This is a genomic window from Aurantiacibacter marinus (assembly GCF_001021555.1).
Taxonomy (GTDB): Bacteria; Pseudomonadota; Alphaproteobacteria; order Sphingomonadales; family Sphingomonadaceae; genus Alteraurantiacibacter; species Alteraurantiacibacter marinus.
In genome coordinates this window covers 868,373-884,378 of record NZ_LDCP01000001.1, presented here as the reverse complement: position 1 = coordinate 884,378, position 16,006 = coordinate 868,373, and the positions used below count along the sequence as shown (strand labels likewise).

The following is a 16,006-nucleotide window of genomic DNA, read 5'->3' as shown; positions in this document are numbered from 1 at the left end:
GTTATGTTCGTTCGGCAAGATGTTGAATGTGTCGGCGGCTCTAGTGTCCAGCCGCGCGCGGCGCAAGGGGGCTTTAGTCGCTTGTCGCCCGGCTTGTCCCAAGCTAGGCGCTTGATCCACGATGGACAGTTTCCCCTCCCCCGCCCTCGCCATGGTCGAATCGATGAGCGCTGCTGCACAGGCAGAACCCGCGCGCGCCATTTCTTTTCAGGGCGCTCCGGGCGCAAATTCGCACCGCGCAGTGCTGGAGTGGGAGCCGGACGCGTTGCCGCTGCCATGCTTCAGCTTTGCCGACGCAATCGATGCGGTGAAGACCGGGCGCGCCGGCTGCGCGATGATCCCGATCGAGAATTCGCAGGCCGGGCGCGTTGCCGATATCCATTTCCTGCTGCCCGAAAGCGGTCTTTCGATAGTGGGCGAGCATTTCCTGCCGATCCATCACGCGCTGATGGCTTTGAATGCTAAAGGCCCGTTCGATGCGGCCTACAGTCATCCCCATGCCCTGAGCCAGAGCCGACATTACTTGCGGGAACGCGGTATAGTACCGCTCAGTCATGCCGATACGGCTGGTGCTGCGGCCCATGTGGCAGAAACCGGCGATCCAAGAATCGCTGCGATTGCACCACTGCTGGCCGCTGATCTTTACGGCTTGAAAATCGTTGATGAGAATGTTGAGGATAGCGCAGACAACACCACACGCTTCGTCGTGCTGGCGCCAGAACCGCTCAAGCCTGCCGACGTGGCCGGGCAGGAATGCATGACAACCTTCGTCTTCGAAGTGAAGAACATCCCCGCCGCGCTGTATAAGGCGATGGGCGGATTTGCGACCAATGGCGTCAATATGACCAAGCTGGAAAGCTACCAGCGTGGCGCAAGTTTTGCTGCAACCATGTTCTATGCCGACATCATCGGTGCGCCGGGCGATCCGGCAGTTGACCGGGCGATGGAAGAACTGGCGTTCCACTGCAAGGGCGTGACCATGTTTGGCACCTATCCGCTCGCCAGGCAGAGGGGGTAAGTGCGGGGCGGGCAGTTGGCGCGGGCACGGGGCAAGGAGCTTGTGATGGCCGGCAATAATCGATGAATCGGCTGCCAGCGATCATTGCTTAGTAACTTTCCCCATGGCACTTAGGTACTTGTGACCACAGGCAAGGGGAATGACGCGCTGCCGGCGCAGGGCGAGGATTTCGCAAGTGCATGGCAGAATATGCGCGCCGACGACGCCATCCAATATGCCGAAGTGGCGATGCCCGAACGGGCTCCACCGCCGGACTGGTGGGTCCGCTTCATGGCCTGGCTGGCCGAACTTCTCTCTCCTGTGGGTGCTTTTTTTGTCACGATCTGGCCCGTGCTTTCCTGGGTGCTGGGTGTGGGCGGCATTGCCCTGCTCGCCTATCTCATATTCCGGACATTCGGCCCGGACTTGCTGGCAAAACGCAATCGTCCCGAGAAGTCAGAGGAATGGACCCCTGACCAGCAGGAGGCGCTGGCATTGCTGGAGGAGGCAGACCGCCTGGCCGCTGCAGGGCAATATGATGAAGCTACACATTTGCTCCTGAAACGCTCTGTCGGACAGATCGCTCAGGCACGGCCCGATCTCGTCGAACCATCCAGCACAGCCAGAGAGCTTTCGGCAGAACCACGCCTTCCCGAAGGTGCGCGCGCAGCCTTCGCCGTAATCGCGGGACGGGTGGAGCGCAGCCTGTTTGCACTGACGGCATTGTCCGCCACTGATTGGCAGGCAGCGCGCGATGCCTATGCCGATTTCGCGCTGGCACAAAACGCACTGGGCAACAAGGCGGTCACCGCATGAGCCGTGCCGGCAACCCATTCAGGCCCGGTGTTGTGCTGGCGGTTTTGGGCATCGGAGCGGTCGCTTTCTTGCTGATGCTGTATGCGCTTGGCCAAGGCTGGGACGGCAGCAATGATCGCAACGGCGGCAATCACGCCGCCTCCAACGGCCTAAACGGATTTGCAGGTCTGGCAGGGCTGCTGGAAGACACAGGCTATGACGTGGAATTGTCGCGCAGCCGCGCCAGTTACAATGAATATGGCCTCCTGATCCTGACACCGCCAATGTTTGGTGATGGCGAGGAACTTGCAGACATTCTCGACGATCGCCGCCGGAATGATAGCGGCCCGACGTTGGTCATCTTGCCGAAATGGATGGCCTTTCGCATCCCGGAACAAATGGAGGTTGAAGCTGAGGATGGCTGGGTCTTCCTGATGAATTCAGGGAGCCCCGAATGGTTTGAAACGCTTGACTTTGCAGAAGGGGCGCAGCTTGGATTAGGGGAGGCGAAGGGCTGGAATGGCCTTGGTATGATCGGCGCCTTGCCTGATGCAACGCAGGTCCAGGCACTCTCGACGCAGCCTAACAATGAAATGCGCGTCCGCGTACTGGACAGCGAAGGCAATATGCTGGTTGCCGATCTTCCCCCTGAATATCCGAAAGGGGATTACGACTACGCGCCCTATACCGTCACTTTCGTTTTCGAACCGGACCTGATGAACAATTATGGCATGGCCGATGAAAACCGGGCGCGGCTTGCCTTTCTGTTAATTGAAACCGCTGTTGACGGTGATCCATCAATGCCGGTGATTTTTGATCTGACGCTGCCAGGTCTCGGCGCCAGCGAGAACCTGCTGACGCTTGCCTTCAGCCCGCCGTTCCTTGCCGCAACGCTATGTCTGCTGCTGGCTGCACTGGTCATTGCATGGCGCGGGTTCCAGCGCTTTGGGCCGCCTGTTGCGGAACCGCCCGTCATGTCGCAAGGCAAACGGCAACTGGCGCGTAACGGTGCATCGCTTATCCAGCGGGTGAAGCGCTTTCATCTGCTCTCCGATCCCTATGCCGCGCTGATAAACAAGCGCATCGGCGATACACTGGGACTGCGTGAACCACGCCCCGAAGCGCGGGCCGCAGCAATCGACAGTGCGTTGGAGCGGCGCGGTTATGAAGGGCCGGGCTATGCCCGGCTGGCCCATGATTTACGCACCGCATCACGCCCGCGTGACATTATCCGCGCCGCTGGCGCACTGAAATCGATCGAAAGGACGCTGAAAAGATGACCATGACCCTGGAACAGACCGCCCATCTGGCGGGCACGATCCGCAATGAGGTCGGCAAGGCCATCGTCGGCATGGACCAGACGATAGAGCATTTGCTGATCGCACTGGTGGCGCAGGGGCATGTCCTGCTGGAAGGACCTCCAGGAACCGCCAAGACATTCCTCGCCAACTGCTTTGCCCACGCGACCGGCCTCGATTTCGGGCGCATCCAGTTCACTCCCGATTTGCTGCCGGGCGATATCCTGGGATCAAACCTGTTCAATTTCCAGACCAGCCAGTTCACCCTGACGCGCGGGCCGATTTTCTGCGAACTGCTGCTGGCAGATGAAATCAACCGCACTCCTCCAAAAACGCAGGCTGCATTGCTAGAAGCCATGCAGGAACGCCGCGTAACGCTGGACGGTGAAACGCACACGCTGAGCGACAATTTCATGGTCGTCGCCACGCAGAACCCGATCGAGAACCAAGGAGTATATCCGCTGCCCGAAGCGCAGCTGGACCGCTTCGCATTCAAGCTGCTGATCCCGTATCCCAGCGTCGAGGAAGAGGCACGCATCGTGCAGCGTTTCGGCGACCGCAGCGGGCCGCAGAAGCCCGCCGATTTCGGCATCGAACAAGTCGCAACGCCGGAAACAATCTCTGCCGCGCAGGCCGCCGTCAAATCGGTAACCATGTCGCCAGAGGTGCTGCAGTACGCCGTATCGCTTGTGCGGGCGACCCGTGAAACCGCTGATCTTGCGAGCGGGGCAAGCCCGCGCGCTGCCGTGCTGCTGGCCAATACCGCCCGTGCGCGCGCCGCTTTGCAGGGCCGCAATTATGTGATTCCGGATGATGTGAAGGCGCTCGCCACCGCTTGCCTGCGTCACCGCCTGCTGCTGTCACCGGCCGCCGAAATCGAAGGTAAGCTGGTGGAAGATCTGGTCGCTGGCCTGATCGAGGAAACAGAGGCACCGCGCTAGGCGATGCTTGCGTGAAATTGCCCAGCATCAATCTGCCATCGTCACCGATCGTGCCTACCGGCCGCACGTTGGCGCTGCTTGCCTTTCTGGCACCCGTGGCGGTGGTAATTGCGGCAACTGCTCCTGGCGCCTGGATCATCGCGCCTGCTGCGGGCATCGCACTTCTATTGCTGGTCCTGCTCGACGGATGGTTGGCGGGCGGCATAATCAAGTTCGACTGTTCCGTACCTGCCGATGCCGAAGTTGGCCAGCCGGCGATGCTGCGCATCGATGCAACGATAGAACGCGACAGCGACGCCCGACTGCCCGAGGTCGCTATCGGGTTTGAAGCGCGCCTTGGCGACCGGGGCGTTGTGAATTTCCAACTCAAGCCAACGGGAGAAGCCAGCCGCTTTTCCGGTACAGGCGAAGCTGTGCCAGTGCGGCGCGGAACCGGGGTAATGCATGATTTGTGGCTCCGCTGGGCCGGACCGCTTGGTCTGGCGGTGCGGCAAGTTCGCAAGACGCTGGACGCACGCATCCGCGTGTGGCCCGATCTTTCGCCGGTCCGCTCTCCGGTACTGCAAGCGTTCCTGCGAGACAGCCAGTTCGGCCTTGTCGCGCGCCGGATACGCGGAGAAGGCACGCAGTTTGAAGCGCTGAGCGAATATGAAGCCGGCATGGACCGCCGCCGCATCGACTGGAAAGCCTCTGCCCGCCACACTGCACTCTACGCGCGTGAAAACGAGGCCGAACGGGACAATCAGGTCGTTTTCGCCTTCGATTGCGGGCAATCCATGTGTGAGCCGGTGGACGGTCTTCCGCGCCTTGACCGCGCTGTGTCGGCAGCTTTAACCGCCGCTTATGTGGCGCTGAAAGGCGGAGACCGGGTCAGCCTGTTCGGGTTTGCCGATCATCCGCAGGTCATGACGCCGTTCGTCACCGACACACGCGCATTCTACCGCCTGCAAAGCGCTGCGGCAGAGCTGGACTATGTGCCGCGCGAACCCAATTTCACACTCGCCCTCGCGACACTGGCTTCCCGCCTGAAACGCCGCTCCCTGATCGTGTTGTTCTCCGATTTTTCAGATCCAACCTCGGCTGAAATGATGGTGGAAAGCGTGGAACGGCTGGTGCGGCACCACTTGGTAATTTTCGTCACCATGGTCGATGCTGAGCTTGAAGAACTGGCCGCAACACAGCCAGATACGATAGGTGATATCGCCATTGCTGTCAGTGCAGATGCCTTGGCCCGCCAACGCGCGCTGGTGCTGCAAAGGCTGCGGCGGTTGGGGGTAAATGTAATCGAAGCACCCCATGACAAGATCGGCTACCAATTGATCGACCTTTATCTGCAGACCAAGCGCGCGGAGGCGATCGGCTGATGGCCCTCCCGTTTTTCAGAAGCGCAGAGATCGAACCGCCCGCCGATATCGAGGCCGCATCGCTACGGTCCGATCGGTTCCGGCTGGAACGCGAAGTCGACTGGCAGCGGCTGGAGGCGATTGTCGTCGCGCTGGAAAAAGGGCGGCCGGGGCGTATCAGTGATGAAGATTTGCTCGACCTGCCCGTGCTGTATCGCAAAACCGCATCCAGCCTTGCTGTGGCGCGTGAAACTTCGCTGGATGCGGCGACGCTGAGCTATCTGGAGGCGCTGGTACGCCGCGCATGGTTCCAGATATACGGTCCGCGCATTGGCCTGTTCGGCTGGCTGAGGCGCTTTCTCGGCGGCGGATGGAGTACATCTGTTCGCGAAATCTGGCTTGATATCTGCATCTCTCTTGCCGTCATGGTTGCGGGCACTGCGGTCGGCTGGCTGTTGGTGGCGCGCGATCAGGACTGGTTCTACGCGCTGGTTCCCGGCGAGATGGCAGGGGGCCGCATTCCGGGTGCTGACCGCGCCGTGCTTGAACAATCGCTCGCCCAGACCGAAAACGCAGAAGGCCTGACGGTATTCGCCGCATACCTGTTTTCGAACAATACCGGCGTGACGATCATGGCCTTCGCGCTCGGCTTCGCTTTCGGCATCCCCACACTGCTCCTGCTGGTTTACAACACCGCCTTGCTGGGTGCGATGCTGTATGTATTCGCTGATGCCGGACTGGGTCTGGACTTCCTTGGCTGGCTGTCCGTGCATGGAACCACGGAATTGGGCGCAATCATGCTTGGCGGGGCCGCAGGGCTACATGTTGGCCGGACGATGGCGTTTCCGGGGGAAAGATCCATTCTCGCGGCGATGCAGGACGCCGGAATCCGTGCTGCACAGGTGATGGCCGGCTGCACGATCATGCTGATCGTTGCCGGGCTGCTTGAAGGTTATGCCCGGCAGCTTGTCGGGGATACGACCTCCCGCCTGGCAATCGGCGGCGGCATGCTGCTGTTCTGGGCGGTGTACTTCGCGTTCGTCAAGCGCCCGCCGGAGCATGACGCTTGAACGCGGCGCTGGGCATGACGCGCGGTGAGCCGGGCAAGCGCGACCGCATGCTGGTAACGCCAGAGGGCCTTGCCTTGCCGCTCACCGTGGGCAGCCGCGGCAACCGTGCAGGCGCCCTCCTGCTCGACCTGACATTTATTGTCATTGGCGTGATTGTGTTCTTCGTGGTTCTGGGCGCAATCGGCTTCGGCGTTTTCGATCTGGCCAATACGACCAACGCCAATCCGGTGCTTGAACTGATCATTGTGCTGATTATCCTGTTCATGTTCCTTGCCCGGTACGGTTATTTCCTGTGGTTCGAGCTGGGGCCAAGAGGAGCAACTCCGGGCAAACGCCTATTGGGCCTGCGCGTCGCTGCACGCGATGGCGGGCGGCTCACGGCAGAAATGGTGATTGCCCGCAATCTGGTGCGCGATGTGGAAGTGTTCCTGCCGCTCTTCTTTCTGTTTGGCGGCGGAGGGCAAGGCGGCATTGCGGGACTGGCTGCATTCTTCTGGCTTGCCGTGTTCGTGACCTTCCCGTTCTTCAACAAGGATGCCTTGCGCGCCGGTGATCTTGTTGCGGGAACCTGGGTTGTGGAAGCGCAATCTGCAAAGTTGAAGGAGGCCATGTCTCTCGCCCCGGATCGCAGCACGGATTACCGTTTCGGTGCAGAGGAACTGTCGGTTTACGGCGAACACGAACTGCAGGTTCTGGAAAAGGTCTTGCGGCAGAACCAGCCCGAGGCGCTGCGCGATGTGGCGGATGCCATCACCGCAAAGATCGGCTGGCAGCTTGGCCGGGGTGACGAACGCGAATTTCTTGGTGCGTTCTATGCTGCGCTGCGCGGACATCTGGAAAGCGGAATGCGATTTGGCAAGCGAAAGCGCGACAAACACTCGTAAGCTATTGTAAAATATTCCGGCAATGCGTTAGCCGTTTGCCCCCTGGCATGGTATAGGGGCAGCATAATCAGAACAGGGGACATATAAATGCCAAGCTCAAGCCTAAGCTTTGACCCCGATCTTGCGATGCAGATCGCAGAGAAGGTCGGGTTCGCAGTCGCAATTCTCATCGTCACATGGCTTCTCGCCAAGGCCGCCAAATGGGCCTTTGCCAAGCTCGTAGATGCTGTTCCGCTGCTTCAGCGCGGCACGGCTTCTGGCGAAAGCGTCGGCGTTTCGCTCGGCAAGATCGTCTCGCTCTTTATCTGGCTGTTCGGCCTTCTCGCTGTCCTTCAAGTGCTCAACTTGAATGCAGTTGCCGGTCCGATCAACTCGTTGCTTGAAAACGTTGTGGCCTTCGTGCCGAACCTGATCGGCGCGGGCATTCTCGCCTATGTCGGCTTCATGATCGCAGGTATCGTCCGCGATATCGTGGTGACAACGGCGCAGACACTCAATGTTGACCGCTTCGCCAATACGGCAAGCGCAGGCAATGTGGAAGAAGTCACCGGCAGCACAGCGATCAGCAAGACGCTGGGAACTATCGCCTACATCTTCATCGCCATCCCTGTCGCCATCGGCGCGCTGGGCGTGCTGAATATCGCATCGATCTCCGGTCCGGCGACAGAGATGCTGAATATGATCATGGCTGCCATCCCGCGCATCATTGCTGCCGCGGTCCTGCTCGGCCTTGGTTATGTGATCAGCAAGTTCGTGGTCGGAATCCTGACAGAGCTGCTGGCTGGTCTTGGTGTTGACCGTTCGCTCAGTGCAACCGGCCTTGTTGGCGAAGGCACCAGCGCATCGGGCATCATCGCCCGCGTTGTGCAGATCGCCATTATCCTGTTCTTCGCGATCGCCGCGACACGTATGCTCGGCTTCCCCGAGCTTACCGCGATCCTGAACGAGGTGCTCGAACTTGGTGGCCGCGTGGTCTTTGGCGCAGTTGTAATCGGTGCAGGCTTCCTGATCGCCAATATGCTTGGCAAACTGATTGGCGGCACACCCGGCATGATTGTGCGCTGGGCTACTGTGATAATCTTCACCTTCATGGGCCTCAGCTATACCGGCGTCGGGGAAATCATCACCGAGACCGCCTTTAGCGCGCTTGTGATTGGTGCATCTGTCGCAGGCGCCCTCGCCTTCGGCCTTGGTGGCCGCGAATGGGCCGCCAAGAAGCTGGAAGAATGGGATCGCACGATTGGCAAGGGTGAGTAATCGCCCACTCACCAAGTCGATAACGGCCTGATCTTTACGACCGGCCATGAATAAGGATACGGGGCGCAGGATGATGATCCTGCGCCCCGCTTCTTTATCGGATGCCGAAAACCTCGCCCATTTGGGGAGGACGAGCTTTTGTGCGGCCTTTGCACATCTGTACCGGACGGAAGACCTCGGCATTTTTCTGGATCAAGCCTATTCGGTGGAGGCTGTAGCTGCCGAAATCGCCGATCCTGCGGTCACGCACCGGCTTGCACAGGACAGCGAGGACGGCGCACTGACAGGCTTTGTCAAAATCAAGCAGCCGAGCGGATATGAGGAGCTTTCGGATGCTGCCAATCCGCTTGGTCTGGGTCAGCTGTACTGCGACCCTGATCGCATAGGTGAGGGCATTGGCGGCGCGCTGATGGAATGGGCACTTGCAGAGGCCAGGACGCGCCAATGTGATGCCATCCAACTGTCAGTATGGAGCGAAAATTTCGGCGCGCAGCGATTTTACGCCCGTTATGGCTTTACCAAGATCGCCGATATCGATTTTTGGGTCGGCCTGCACCGTGACGACGAGTTCCTTTACGAACTGCGGCTTTGACCACCTCCGCCAAGCATCGCAGTTAAGCGAGCCTTAGGGGTTTTCCTGCACAAGCCGATGTATGGCCAATGTCGCTCATATCCTGCCCGAATTCGAGGCACCTGCATCACCGCTTCCCTATGAGCTGGTGTCCGACTCCTCGATTGATCGCATTTTGGCGAGTGTGCGCGGGCATCTCGGCGTCGAGATCGCGTTCGTATCGCGCTACATCGAAAACCGCCAACGCGAGCTCACCCATGTCAGTTCCGATCTGGAATTGCCGATGGGGCCGGGTTTTCGAGAGGACCGCGAAGGAACCTATTGCTGGAACGTACTGCAAGGCCGCTTGCCCGAATTGATCCAGGACCCTGCCGATCATCCGATGACGCGGGACATGCCGATCACGGATTTCCTGCCTGTCGGCTGTCACGTAAACACTCCGCTCAGACTGGCAGACGGCACGGTCTGGGGCAGCTTTTGCGCCTTGGGACGAACTCCCGACCGCACAATGAACGAGCGTGACCTGTCGATCCTCAAAAGCTTTGCCAGCCTTGCGGCAGAGCGGATCGAAAGTTCGCTGGAAAGCGAGATGAGTCTCATGGAGGCTCGAAAGCGTGTCGAATCCATGCTTGACGGTCACGGCGTGTCGACTTTCCAGCAGCCGATTATTTCTTTGAAAACCGGTGAGCCGGTTGGCGTTGAATGCCTCTCACGGTTCCCCGATCTGACAAAGCGCGGGCCTGATGCCTGGTTCGACGATGCAGAACTGGTGGGACTTGGCAAGGAACTGGAAATGACCGCTGTGCGCTGCGCGCTCGATTCATTGTCCCATATTCCGGATCACATGTACGCCACGATCAACGTTTCACCCGCCACCGTGGCATCCGGCGTCCTGCGCGAATTGCTCGAAACGGTAGAGACGAAAAACCTTGTGGTGGAAATCACAGAACACTGTCAGGTCACCGACTTTGAAGAGCTGGCCCGGGAAATTGCCGCACTGAAAGCCTACGCCAGGATTGCGATCGATGACGTGGGAACGGGCTATTCCGGGCTGCGTCATATTGTCGATCTGCAACCGGATATCCTGAAGATGGATATGGTGCTTACGCGCGGCATCGAGGCCGATCCGGCCCGAAAGGCAATGACTGCAGCGCTGGTGAGGCTGGCCAGCGAAATCGGTTGCATCGTCGTCGCGGAAGGTATCGAAACCGAACACGAAGCGCGGGCGATGAAAAATCTGGGCGTCGATTGCGGTCAGGGCTATCTCTATTCGCGCCCGCTCCCGATCGTTGCCGCCCAGCAATTCCTGCTCGGCGGAAGTACCCGCGGATAGGGCTGAAGATCAGTTCTCGCCGCGCAATTCGCTCTGTTGTTTGCGCGTCATTTCCTGAGCTGCGTAAATGTCGCCGCTTTCGATCTGGACCTCCATGCGTTGCTGGTCGTTCTTCCGATAGGTGGCCTCTGCGCGGTCCATTTCCTCCTCGCTCAGTCCGATCTTCTCCAGCGCGATCCGTGCCATATAGATTGCGGATTCGTGGACTTCGCGCACGACATATTCGGCGCTTGTTTCGGCAAGAGCGATCACTGATCGGCGGTCGAACCCGCGCACATAGATCAACGCATCGGGGAATGTTTCGTGCACAGCTTCGATCAATTCCGCGTCCGGCACTTCATCCATGCAGAACATGATCAATTGCGCCTCTGCCCCGCCTGCTTGCCGCAACAGATCCATTCGCGTGCCATCGCCGTAGTAGACCTTGCTGCCAAACTCCTCCGCAATGTCGATCTGTTCGGCATTCTTGTCGATCACGGTTACGGAAAGTCCGCCGGCGCGCAGCGTGTTGGAAACGCTCTGGCCGAACCGCCCGTAGCCCACAATCAGGGCGCCAGCGCCGTCAGCCTGCGGGCCTTCGCGGGTTTCTTCCTCCCCACCGGGCTCTTTCCGGATGCGCGCTGTGGCCATCATCAGGAATGGTGTGGCGGCCATGGACAGGGTCACAATCGCCCCGAACACGCTGGCGGTTTCCTGCTCGATAAGCATCGCGTTTTGCGCGGTAGTGTAGAGCACAAAGGCAAACTCACCGCCTTGACTAAGCAGCAAGCCCAGCGCGAGAGCGGCGCGCCAGGTCATCTTCGCCAGCAACCCAAGACAGGTAATGATAGCCGTTTTCACAATGATCAGCAGTGCAGCAAATCCGACCACAAACAGCGGTTGTTCTGCTACCGCGCCAAGGTCAAGCATCATACCGACTGCCACGAAGAACAGTCCGAGCAGGATGGACCGGAACGGTTCGATGTCCGCCTCCAGCTCGTGGCGAAACGGCGTATCGGCCAGCATGACACCGGCGATGAAGGCACCCAGCGCGGCGGATAACCCGAGCGCCTGCATCACATAGGCGCTGGCAAGCACGGTGAAGAGCGCGGCAACAACGAACAGCTCTCGCTCTCCCAATTTACCGATCAGGCGGAACAGCGGACGAATAATCAGCCTGCCCGCAAGGATCAGCCCGGCAATCGCGCCCACGGTAATCAACGCCAGCATCCATCCCGATGGTCCGGTTTCGGTCGCTGGATTGCGGCTCATGGCGGCAACAATCGTGATCAGCGGGATGATCGAAAGGTCCTGAAACAACAGGATACCGAAGGCTTTTTCACCAAAGGGCGTACGCATCCGCCCGGCCGATTGCAGCATCGGCAAAACCTGCGCGGTGGAGGACAGCCCCAGTGGCAGGCCGATCGCCAGCGCAGCCGCTGTCGTATACCCGGTCAGCGCCAGAACAGTCGCCGTGACTGCCAGCCCGCAGGCCACAACTTGCGTCAGGCCAAGGCCGAAGATCAGGTGCTTCATGCGCCACAACCGCGCCGGGCTCAGTTCCAGACCGACCACGAACAGCAGCATCACAATGCCCAGTTCAGCAACCGTGGCCATTTCCTCTGCATTGCCAACCAGTCCGAAAACTTGCGGGCCCAGCAATGCGCCTGCAACCAGATACCCCAATGTTGCGCCCAATCCCGCCCGGCGAAATGCCAGAACGGCCACCAAGGCGAAGCCCAGCATCAGCAGCGCATCGCGCAGCATCAATCCGCCGTGTTGTTCCATCAGCCTTCGCCCCTATCGTCGCCTGGTGCCGGTCACAGCCATTTCCACTTCCAGAACAGCAGCAATTGCATGGTCAATATCGCACCGCATAGACCGGTGACGATCCAGAAGCCGTCGGGATTATCAATTCCCGGCATTCCGCCGACATTGATACCCATCAGGCCCGTCAGGAACCCCAAAGGCAGGAAAATAGCCGCAACAATAGTCAGCAAATAGTTTGTGCGTTCCGAACTGGCGAGCGATCGGGCGCGGATATCATCCTGCAGCACCAGAACACTTTCCTTGGAGATATTGATATCCTCGAGAAAGCGGCGCAGCCGGTCAATGCTTTCGGCGATTTCGCGGCGATCATCAGCTTCAAACCAAGCCGGGGCACTTCGTGAAATGTTTTCCAGGGCTTCATGTTGAGGAGCCATATGGCGTTGCAGCGCAAGGCAGTTGCGGCGGATAGTGGCAATGCGGGCCAGAGTGGTGTCGGTATCCGCACCGGAGCCCGCGTCCTCCATTTCGTCGATCACTGAATTCATATCGACAATGGAGGAGTTCATCCGGTTGATCAGCGCTTCGACGATTTCGGTAATGATGCGGCCAGCATCACGCGGGCCAGTCTTGTTGTCGATAGTAGCGAGCACATCGCGCGGACTCTGCAGCGGACTGCGGCGCAGCGTGACAAGCCTTTGTCCATCGCACCACAATTGCAGCGCAACCATGTCTTCCGGCTGGGCGCCCGGATTGAAATTGATCCCGCGCAAAGTGGCCACCAATGCCTGGCCTTCCACAAATGCGCGGGGCCGCGTCTCATTGCTGACCAGAAGTTCGGCCGTCGGTTCGGGAATGCGCAGCTGTTCTTCCAGCCATTCCTGGATGCCGGCCTCGCTGCGGCAAAGATGCATCCAGAGCACTTCGGCAGCGCTTGCCGGTTGCCAATCCCTTGCCTCGTCCCAGCTGATTTTTCGTCCGCCGCCTGCACCATCCAGCACCCGGGCGAATAGCAGAGGGCCATCAAGTTTCTGATTATCGATCGACAAGGAAGTCATTTTCGAGACTTAGCCGCTTGATGCTCTGCTGTCATGCGGCAGCTGTTCAACCAACTGCTGATACCTCGATCGGGAGTTCATCAACGGCTTTTCTGGTCGGCAAGGAAATGAGCCACGTTAGACAGAGCGCGACGCTGAAAGCTGCCGCAAGGGCAATCAGGGTCAGTTGCACACCGCCCGCTCCCGCCAGTATGGCAAAAGTGAAACCGGCAAAACTTGTGCCCTGATTCACGAAGGCCATATAGATCGAAAACTGTGTCGCACCGGTCTTGGGATCGCAAAATGCCATCACAATGGCAGACATCGGCGTTCCGACGATAACGTAAAGCACCGACCACCCGACAATTATTGCCCAGACCATCGCGCTAAGGTGCCAAAATTCTTCCATCAGGACGAAACCGATCACAGCCGCAACAAATGCGGCGAAGCTCATGATCTGGAAACGCTTGGCGCCAAGTTTGGTGCACAAGTAGCCGCCGACTGTCATCGCGCAAATGGCTGCCAATAGCTGCGCAGTGCCGTTCGCAGTCCCTATTTGTGCTTCGTTCCAGCCTGCGTAATTGGCCGCGATCAGCGGGGTCGCAATCACCATCGTTCCATAGCCCATCCCGCGCAAGAAAAGCGCGCCAGACCATATGATGCTGTCCTTTTGCCACAGATTGCGAAACGCGTCTTTGATCAAGACAAACCAGTTGTCGGCCTGAATGGCCAGGCTTGCAGCGTGTGATTTTCCGGGACTCCACGGAAGGCGCCGTTCACCGGTCCGTTCTCTTACCCACACCAGATAGGCAGTGACGACTGCGATAAGGGCCGCGCACGCAATATAAGCTGCGCCCACGCCGAAAAGGTAGATGATGGTGCCTGCCAATGCCGCGGCAATAGCGATGCCCAATGACTGGCCTCCGGCCATCAGGCCACCGGTGTAGCCTCGCTCACCCTCATCCGCGATATCTACAGCCAGTGCGTCTGCGGCGACATCCTGGAAAACCACCGCAAGACTTACCACGAACGCAATTCCCCCGAGGATGACTTCATCGCGCGGCCCTGGTCCAAGGAGCGCGCAGATCAAGAGACTTGCAACGATGACAGTCTGTGCGCCGATCAGCCATGCCCGTCGTCTCCCCATTGGCAGAAAAGCATAGCGGTCCATGAGCGCGCCATTGATGAATTTGAGGCTCCACGGGATTGACGCCATGCCTATGACGAAGCCGATTTCAGCTGCAGTCGCGCTGTTCGCTGCCATCCACGCCGGAATGGCAAATTCGAGCAGTCCGATGGGAATGCCTTGCGCTAGATAAAGGATTAAAATGGTCGATAACCGCATTTTGCGGCCATCCGTCATCGTCGGATTTGCAAACAATGCCAGCCCCCCAGCAATCCATGACGCAGACCCGAATGACCGTGTTTAGCGCACGAACAATTCCCGAACACCGATGGGTCAAAGAATATGCGAAGTCAAACTGCAGGTGTCATTGCCCCTTCACACCGGGACCGCTATATCCCCGGCTATGTCCATAGACGCCATATCCTCCGTGCGCCCGTGGCGCATGATAGACCGCCGCAAATCCCGCCAGATCATGGTTGGAAATGTTCCTGTTGGCGGCGATGCGCCAATCACCGTACAAACGATGACGAACACACCGACGGAGGACGTGGGCGCCACAATCGACCAGATCCGCCGCTGCGAAGATGCCGGCGCAGATATTATCCGCGTGTCCTGCCCGACGGCGGAATCGACCGCGAATTTTGATCAGATCACCCGCGCATCGGGCATACCGATCGTGGCTGACATCCACTTCCATTATAAACGCGCGCTGGAAGCAGCCGACAAGGGCGCAGCCTGCCTGCGGATCAATCCGGGCAACATCGGATCCAGCGAGCGGGTGGCCGAAGTGGTCCGCGCGGCCAAGGCCAATGGCTGCGCAATCCGTATCGGAGTGAATGCGGGCAGCCTGGAAAAGGATCTGCTGGAAAAATACGGAGAGCCTTGCCCGGAGGCTCTGGTCGAAAGCGCGCTGGATCATATCAAGCTGCTGCAAGACCACGACTTTCATGAATTCAAGGTGGCTGTGAAGGCCAGCGATGTGTTCCTGGCGGTGGCGGCCTATCATTCATTGGCCGAAACGGTCGATTGCCCGCTGCATCTTGGCATCACAGAGGCTGGCGGTTTGATTGGCGGGACGGTGAAATCGTCTATCGGGATCGGCAGCCTGCTGTGGGCCGGTATTGGCGACACGATCCGTGTCAGCCTGTCCGCCGAACCGGAGCAGGAAGTCAAAGTCGGGTTTGAGATGCTGAAAGCACTCGGCCTGCGGACGCGCGGTGTTCGGGTGGTGTCCTGCCCATCCTGCTCGCGCCAGGGCTTCGACGTGATCCGCACGGTTGAGGCGCTTGAGGCGCGGCTGGAGCACATCAAGACACCGATGAGCCTTTCCGTGCTCGGCTGCGTGGTCAATGGCCCCGGCGAAGCGCGCGAAACCGATATCGGCATTACCGGCGGCGGCGCGGGCAAGCACATGGTGTATCTGTCCGGCGTTACCGATCACACGGTCGAAAGCGACAGTATGCTCGATCACATTGTCTCGCTGGTAGAAGCCAAGGCTGCCGAAATAGAAAGCGGCGCTTCCACCGCGTTCGATCCGCATGCCGAGGCAGCACAATAACGGCAGAGCGCAGCACGGCGTGAGCTTGACGATCCAGAGGCTCCGCCTCG

General features: G+C 59.3%; 14 protein-coding genes. 11 read left to right on the top strand and 3 right to left on the bottom strand.

Translation table 11 applies throughout. The annotated features are described in order from the left end of the window. The first annotated feature begins 121 nt into the window (after nucleotides 1-121). The 10 genes from AB731_RS04285 to AB731_RS04240 all read left to right on the top strand — a co-directional run bounded on the left by AB731_RS04285 (nucleotide 122) and on the right by AB731_RS04240 (nucleotide 10,489). Entirely contained in the window at nucleotides 122-1,018 is an 897-nt protein-coding gene (locus AB731_RS04285; RefSeq protein ID WP_047092280.1) for a prephenate dehydratase, read from the top strand. Between the two features lie 120 nt (nucleotides 1,019-1,138). Beyond that, nucleotides 1,139-1,813, top strand: a complete 675-nt coding sequence (locus AB731_RS04280) for a hypothetical protein (RefSeq protein ID WP_047092281.1) — start codon at nucleotides 1,139-1,141, stop codon at nucleotides 1,811-1,813. Next, nucleotides 1,810-3,072 carry a DUF4350 domain-containing protein gene (locus AB731_RS04275; RefSeq protein ID WP_047092282.1) on the top strand — a complete coding sequence of 421 codons (1,263 nt, stop codon included), beginning with the start codon at nucleotides 1,810-1,812 and terminating at the stop codon, nucleotides 3,070-3,072. The genes AB731_RS04280 and AB731_RS04275 overlap by 4 nt, the downstream gene beginning before the upstream one ends. After that, nucleotides 3,069-4,031, top strand: a complete 963-nt coding sequence (locus AB731_RS04270) for an AAA family ATPase (protein ID WP_407921632.1) — start codon at nucleotides 3,069-3,071, stop codon at nucleotides 4,029-4,031. The genes AB731_RS04275 and AB731_RS04270 overlap by 4 nt, the downstream gene beginning before the upstream one ends. Nucleotides 4,032-4,048: 17 nt before the next feature. Next, nucleotides 4,049-5,395, top strand: a complete 1,347-nt coding sequence (locus tag AB731_RS04265) for a DUF58 domain-containing protein (RefSeq protein ID WP_231638866.1) — start codon at nucleotides 4,049-4,051, stop codon at nucleotides 5,393-5,395. Next, entirely contained in the window at nucleotides 5,395-6,444 is a 1,050-nt protein-coding gene (locus tag AB731_RS04260; RefSeq protein WP_047092284.1) for a stage II sporulation protein M, read from the top strand. The genes AB731_RS04265 and AB731_RS04260 overlap by 1 nt, the downstream gene beginning before the upstream one ends. Beyond that, nucleotides 6,441-7,328: an RDD family protein gene (locus tag AB731_RS04255; protein ID WP_231638836.1), complete on the top strand. Its 888-nt coding sequence runs from the start codon at nucleotides 6,441-6,443 to the stop codon at nucleotides 7,326-7,328. Before AB731_RS04260 ends, AB731_RS04255 begins: the two co-directional genes overlap by 4 nt. A gap of 87 nt (nucleotides 7,329-7,415) precedes the next feature. After that, on the top strand, nucleotides 7,416-8,585 hold the full coding sequence (locus AB731_RS04250; RefSeq protein ID WP_047092285.1) for a mechanosensitive ion channel: 1,170 nt from the start codon (nucleotides 7,416-7,418) through the stop codon (nucleotides 8,583-8,585). Nucleotides 8,586-8,631: 46 nt separating this feature from the next. Continuing rightward, on the top strand, nucleotides 8,632-9,177 hold the full coding sequence (locus AB731_RS04245; protein ID WP_231638835.1) for a GNAT family N-acetyltransferase: 546 nt from the start codon (nucleotides 8,632-8,634) through the stop codon (nucleotides 9,175-9,177). Between the two features lie 61 nt (nucleotides 9,178-9,238). Continuing rightward, on the top strand, nucleotides 9,239-10,489 hold the full coding sequence (locus AB731_RS04240) for a sensor domain-containing phosphodiesterase (protein ID WP_052768844.1): 1,251 nt from the start codon (nucleotides 9,239-9,241) through the stop codon (nucleotides 10,487-10,489). Between the two features lie 9 nt (nucleotides 10,490-10,498). On the opposite strand, the gene AB731_RS04235 is transcribed toward AB731_RS04240, so the two are convergent. From AB731_RS04235 to AB731_RS04225, 3 genes are read right to left on the bottom strand one after another with little or no spacing between them, the layout of a single operon-like run. Continuing rightward, a complete protein-coding gene (locus AB731_RS04235) occupies nucleotides 10,499-12,256 on the bottom strand; it encodes a cation:proton antiporter domain-containing protein (RefSeq protein ID WP_047092286.1) in 1,758 nt (585 codons plus the stop codon). A gap of 32 nt (nucleotides 12,257-12,288) precedes the next feature. Next, a complete protein-coding gene (locus tag AB731_RS04230) occupies nucleotides 12,289-13,293 on the bottom strand; it encodes a zinc transporter ZntB (RefSeq protein ID WP_047092287.1) in 1,005 nt (334 codons plus the stop codon). A 46-nt stretch (nucleotides 13,294-13,339) separates the two neighbouring features. After that, nucleotides 13,340-14,635 carry an MFS transporter gene (locus AB731_RS04225; protein ID WP_047092288.1) on the bottom strand — a complete coding sequence of 432 codons (1,296 nt, stop codon included), beginning with the start codon at nucleotides 14,633-14,635 and terminating at the stop codon, nucleotides 13,340-13,342. A 181-nt stretch (nucleotides 14,636-14,816) separates the two neighbouring features. On the opposite strand from AB731_RS04225, the gene ispG reads away from it, so the two are divergent. Further along, nucleotides 14,817-15,956, top strand: coding sequence for a flavodoxin-dependent (E)-4-hydroxy-3-methylbut-2-enyl-diphosphate synthase (gene ispG, locus AB731_RS04220; RefSeq protein ID WP_047093051.1), 1,140 nt, complete (start codon nucleotides 14,817-14,819; stop codon nucleotides 15,954-15,956). Nucleotides 15,957-16,006 lie beyond the last annotated feature (50 nt).

Coding starts and splice junctions, on each gene's coding strand:
- AB731_RS04225 (WP_047092288.1), bottom strand. CDS start 14,635: ATGACGGATGGCCGCAAAATGCGGTTATCGACCATTTTAATCCTTTAT.
- AB731_RS04270 (WP_407921632.1), top strand. CDS start 3,069: ATGACCATGACCCTGGAACAGACCGCCCATCTGGCGGGCACGATCCGC.
- AB731_RS04275 (WP_047092282.1), top strand. CDS start 1,810: ATGAGCCGTGCCGGCAACCCATTCAGGCCCGGTGTTGTGCTGGCGGTT.
- AB731_RS04240 (WP_052768844.1), top strand. CDS start 9,239: ATGGCCAATGTCGCTCATATCCTGCCCGAATTCGAGGCACCTGCATCA.
- AB731_RS04235 (WP_047092286.1), bottom strand. CDS start 12,256: ATGGAACAACACGGCGGATTGATGCTGCGCGATGCGCTGCTGATGCTG.
- AB731_RS04260 (WP_047092284.1), top strand. CDS start 5,395: ATGGCCCTCCCGTTTTTCAGAAGCGCAGAGATCGAACCGCCCGCCGAT.
- AB731_RS04245 (WP_231638835.1), top strand. CDS start 8,632: ATGAATAAGGATACGGGGCGCAGGATGATGATCCTGCGCCCCGCTTCT.
- AB731_RS04250 (WP_047092285.1), top strand. CDS start 7,416: ATGCCAAGCTCAAGCCTAAGCTTTGACCCCGATCTTGCGATGCAGATC.
- AB731_RS04230 (WP_047092287.1), bottom strand. CDS start 13,293: ATGACTTCCTTGTCGATCGATAATCAGAAACTTGATGGCCCTCTGCTA.
- AB731_RS04285 (WP_047092280.1), top strand. CDS start 122: ATGGACAGTTTCCCCTCCCCCGCCCTCGCCATGGTCGAATCGATGAGC.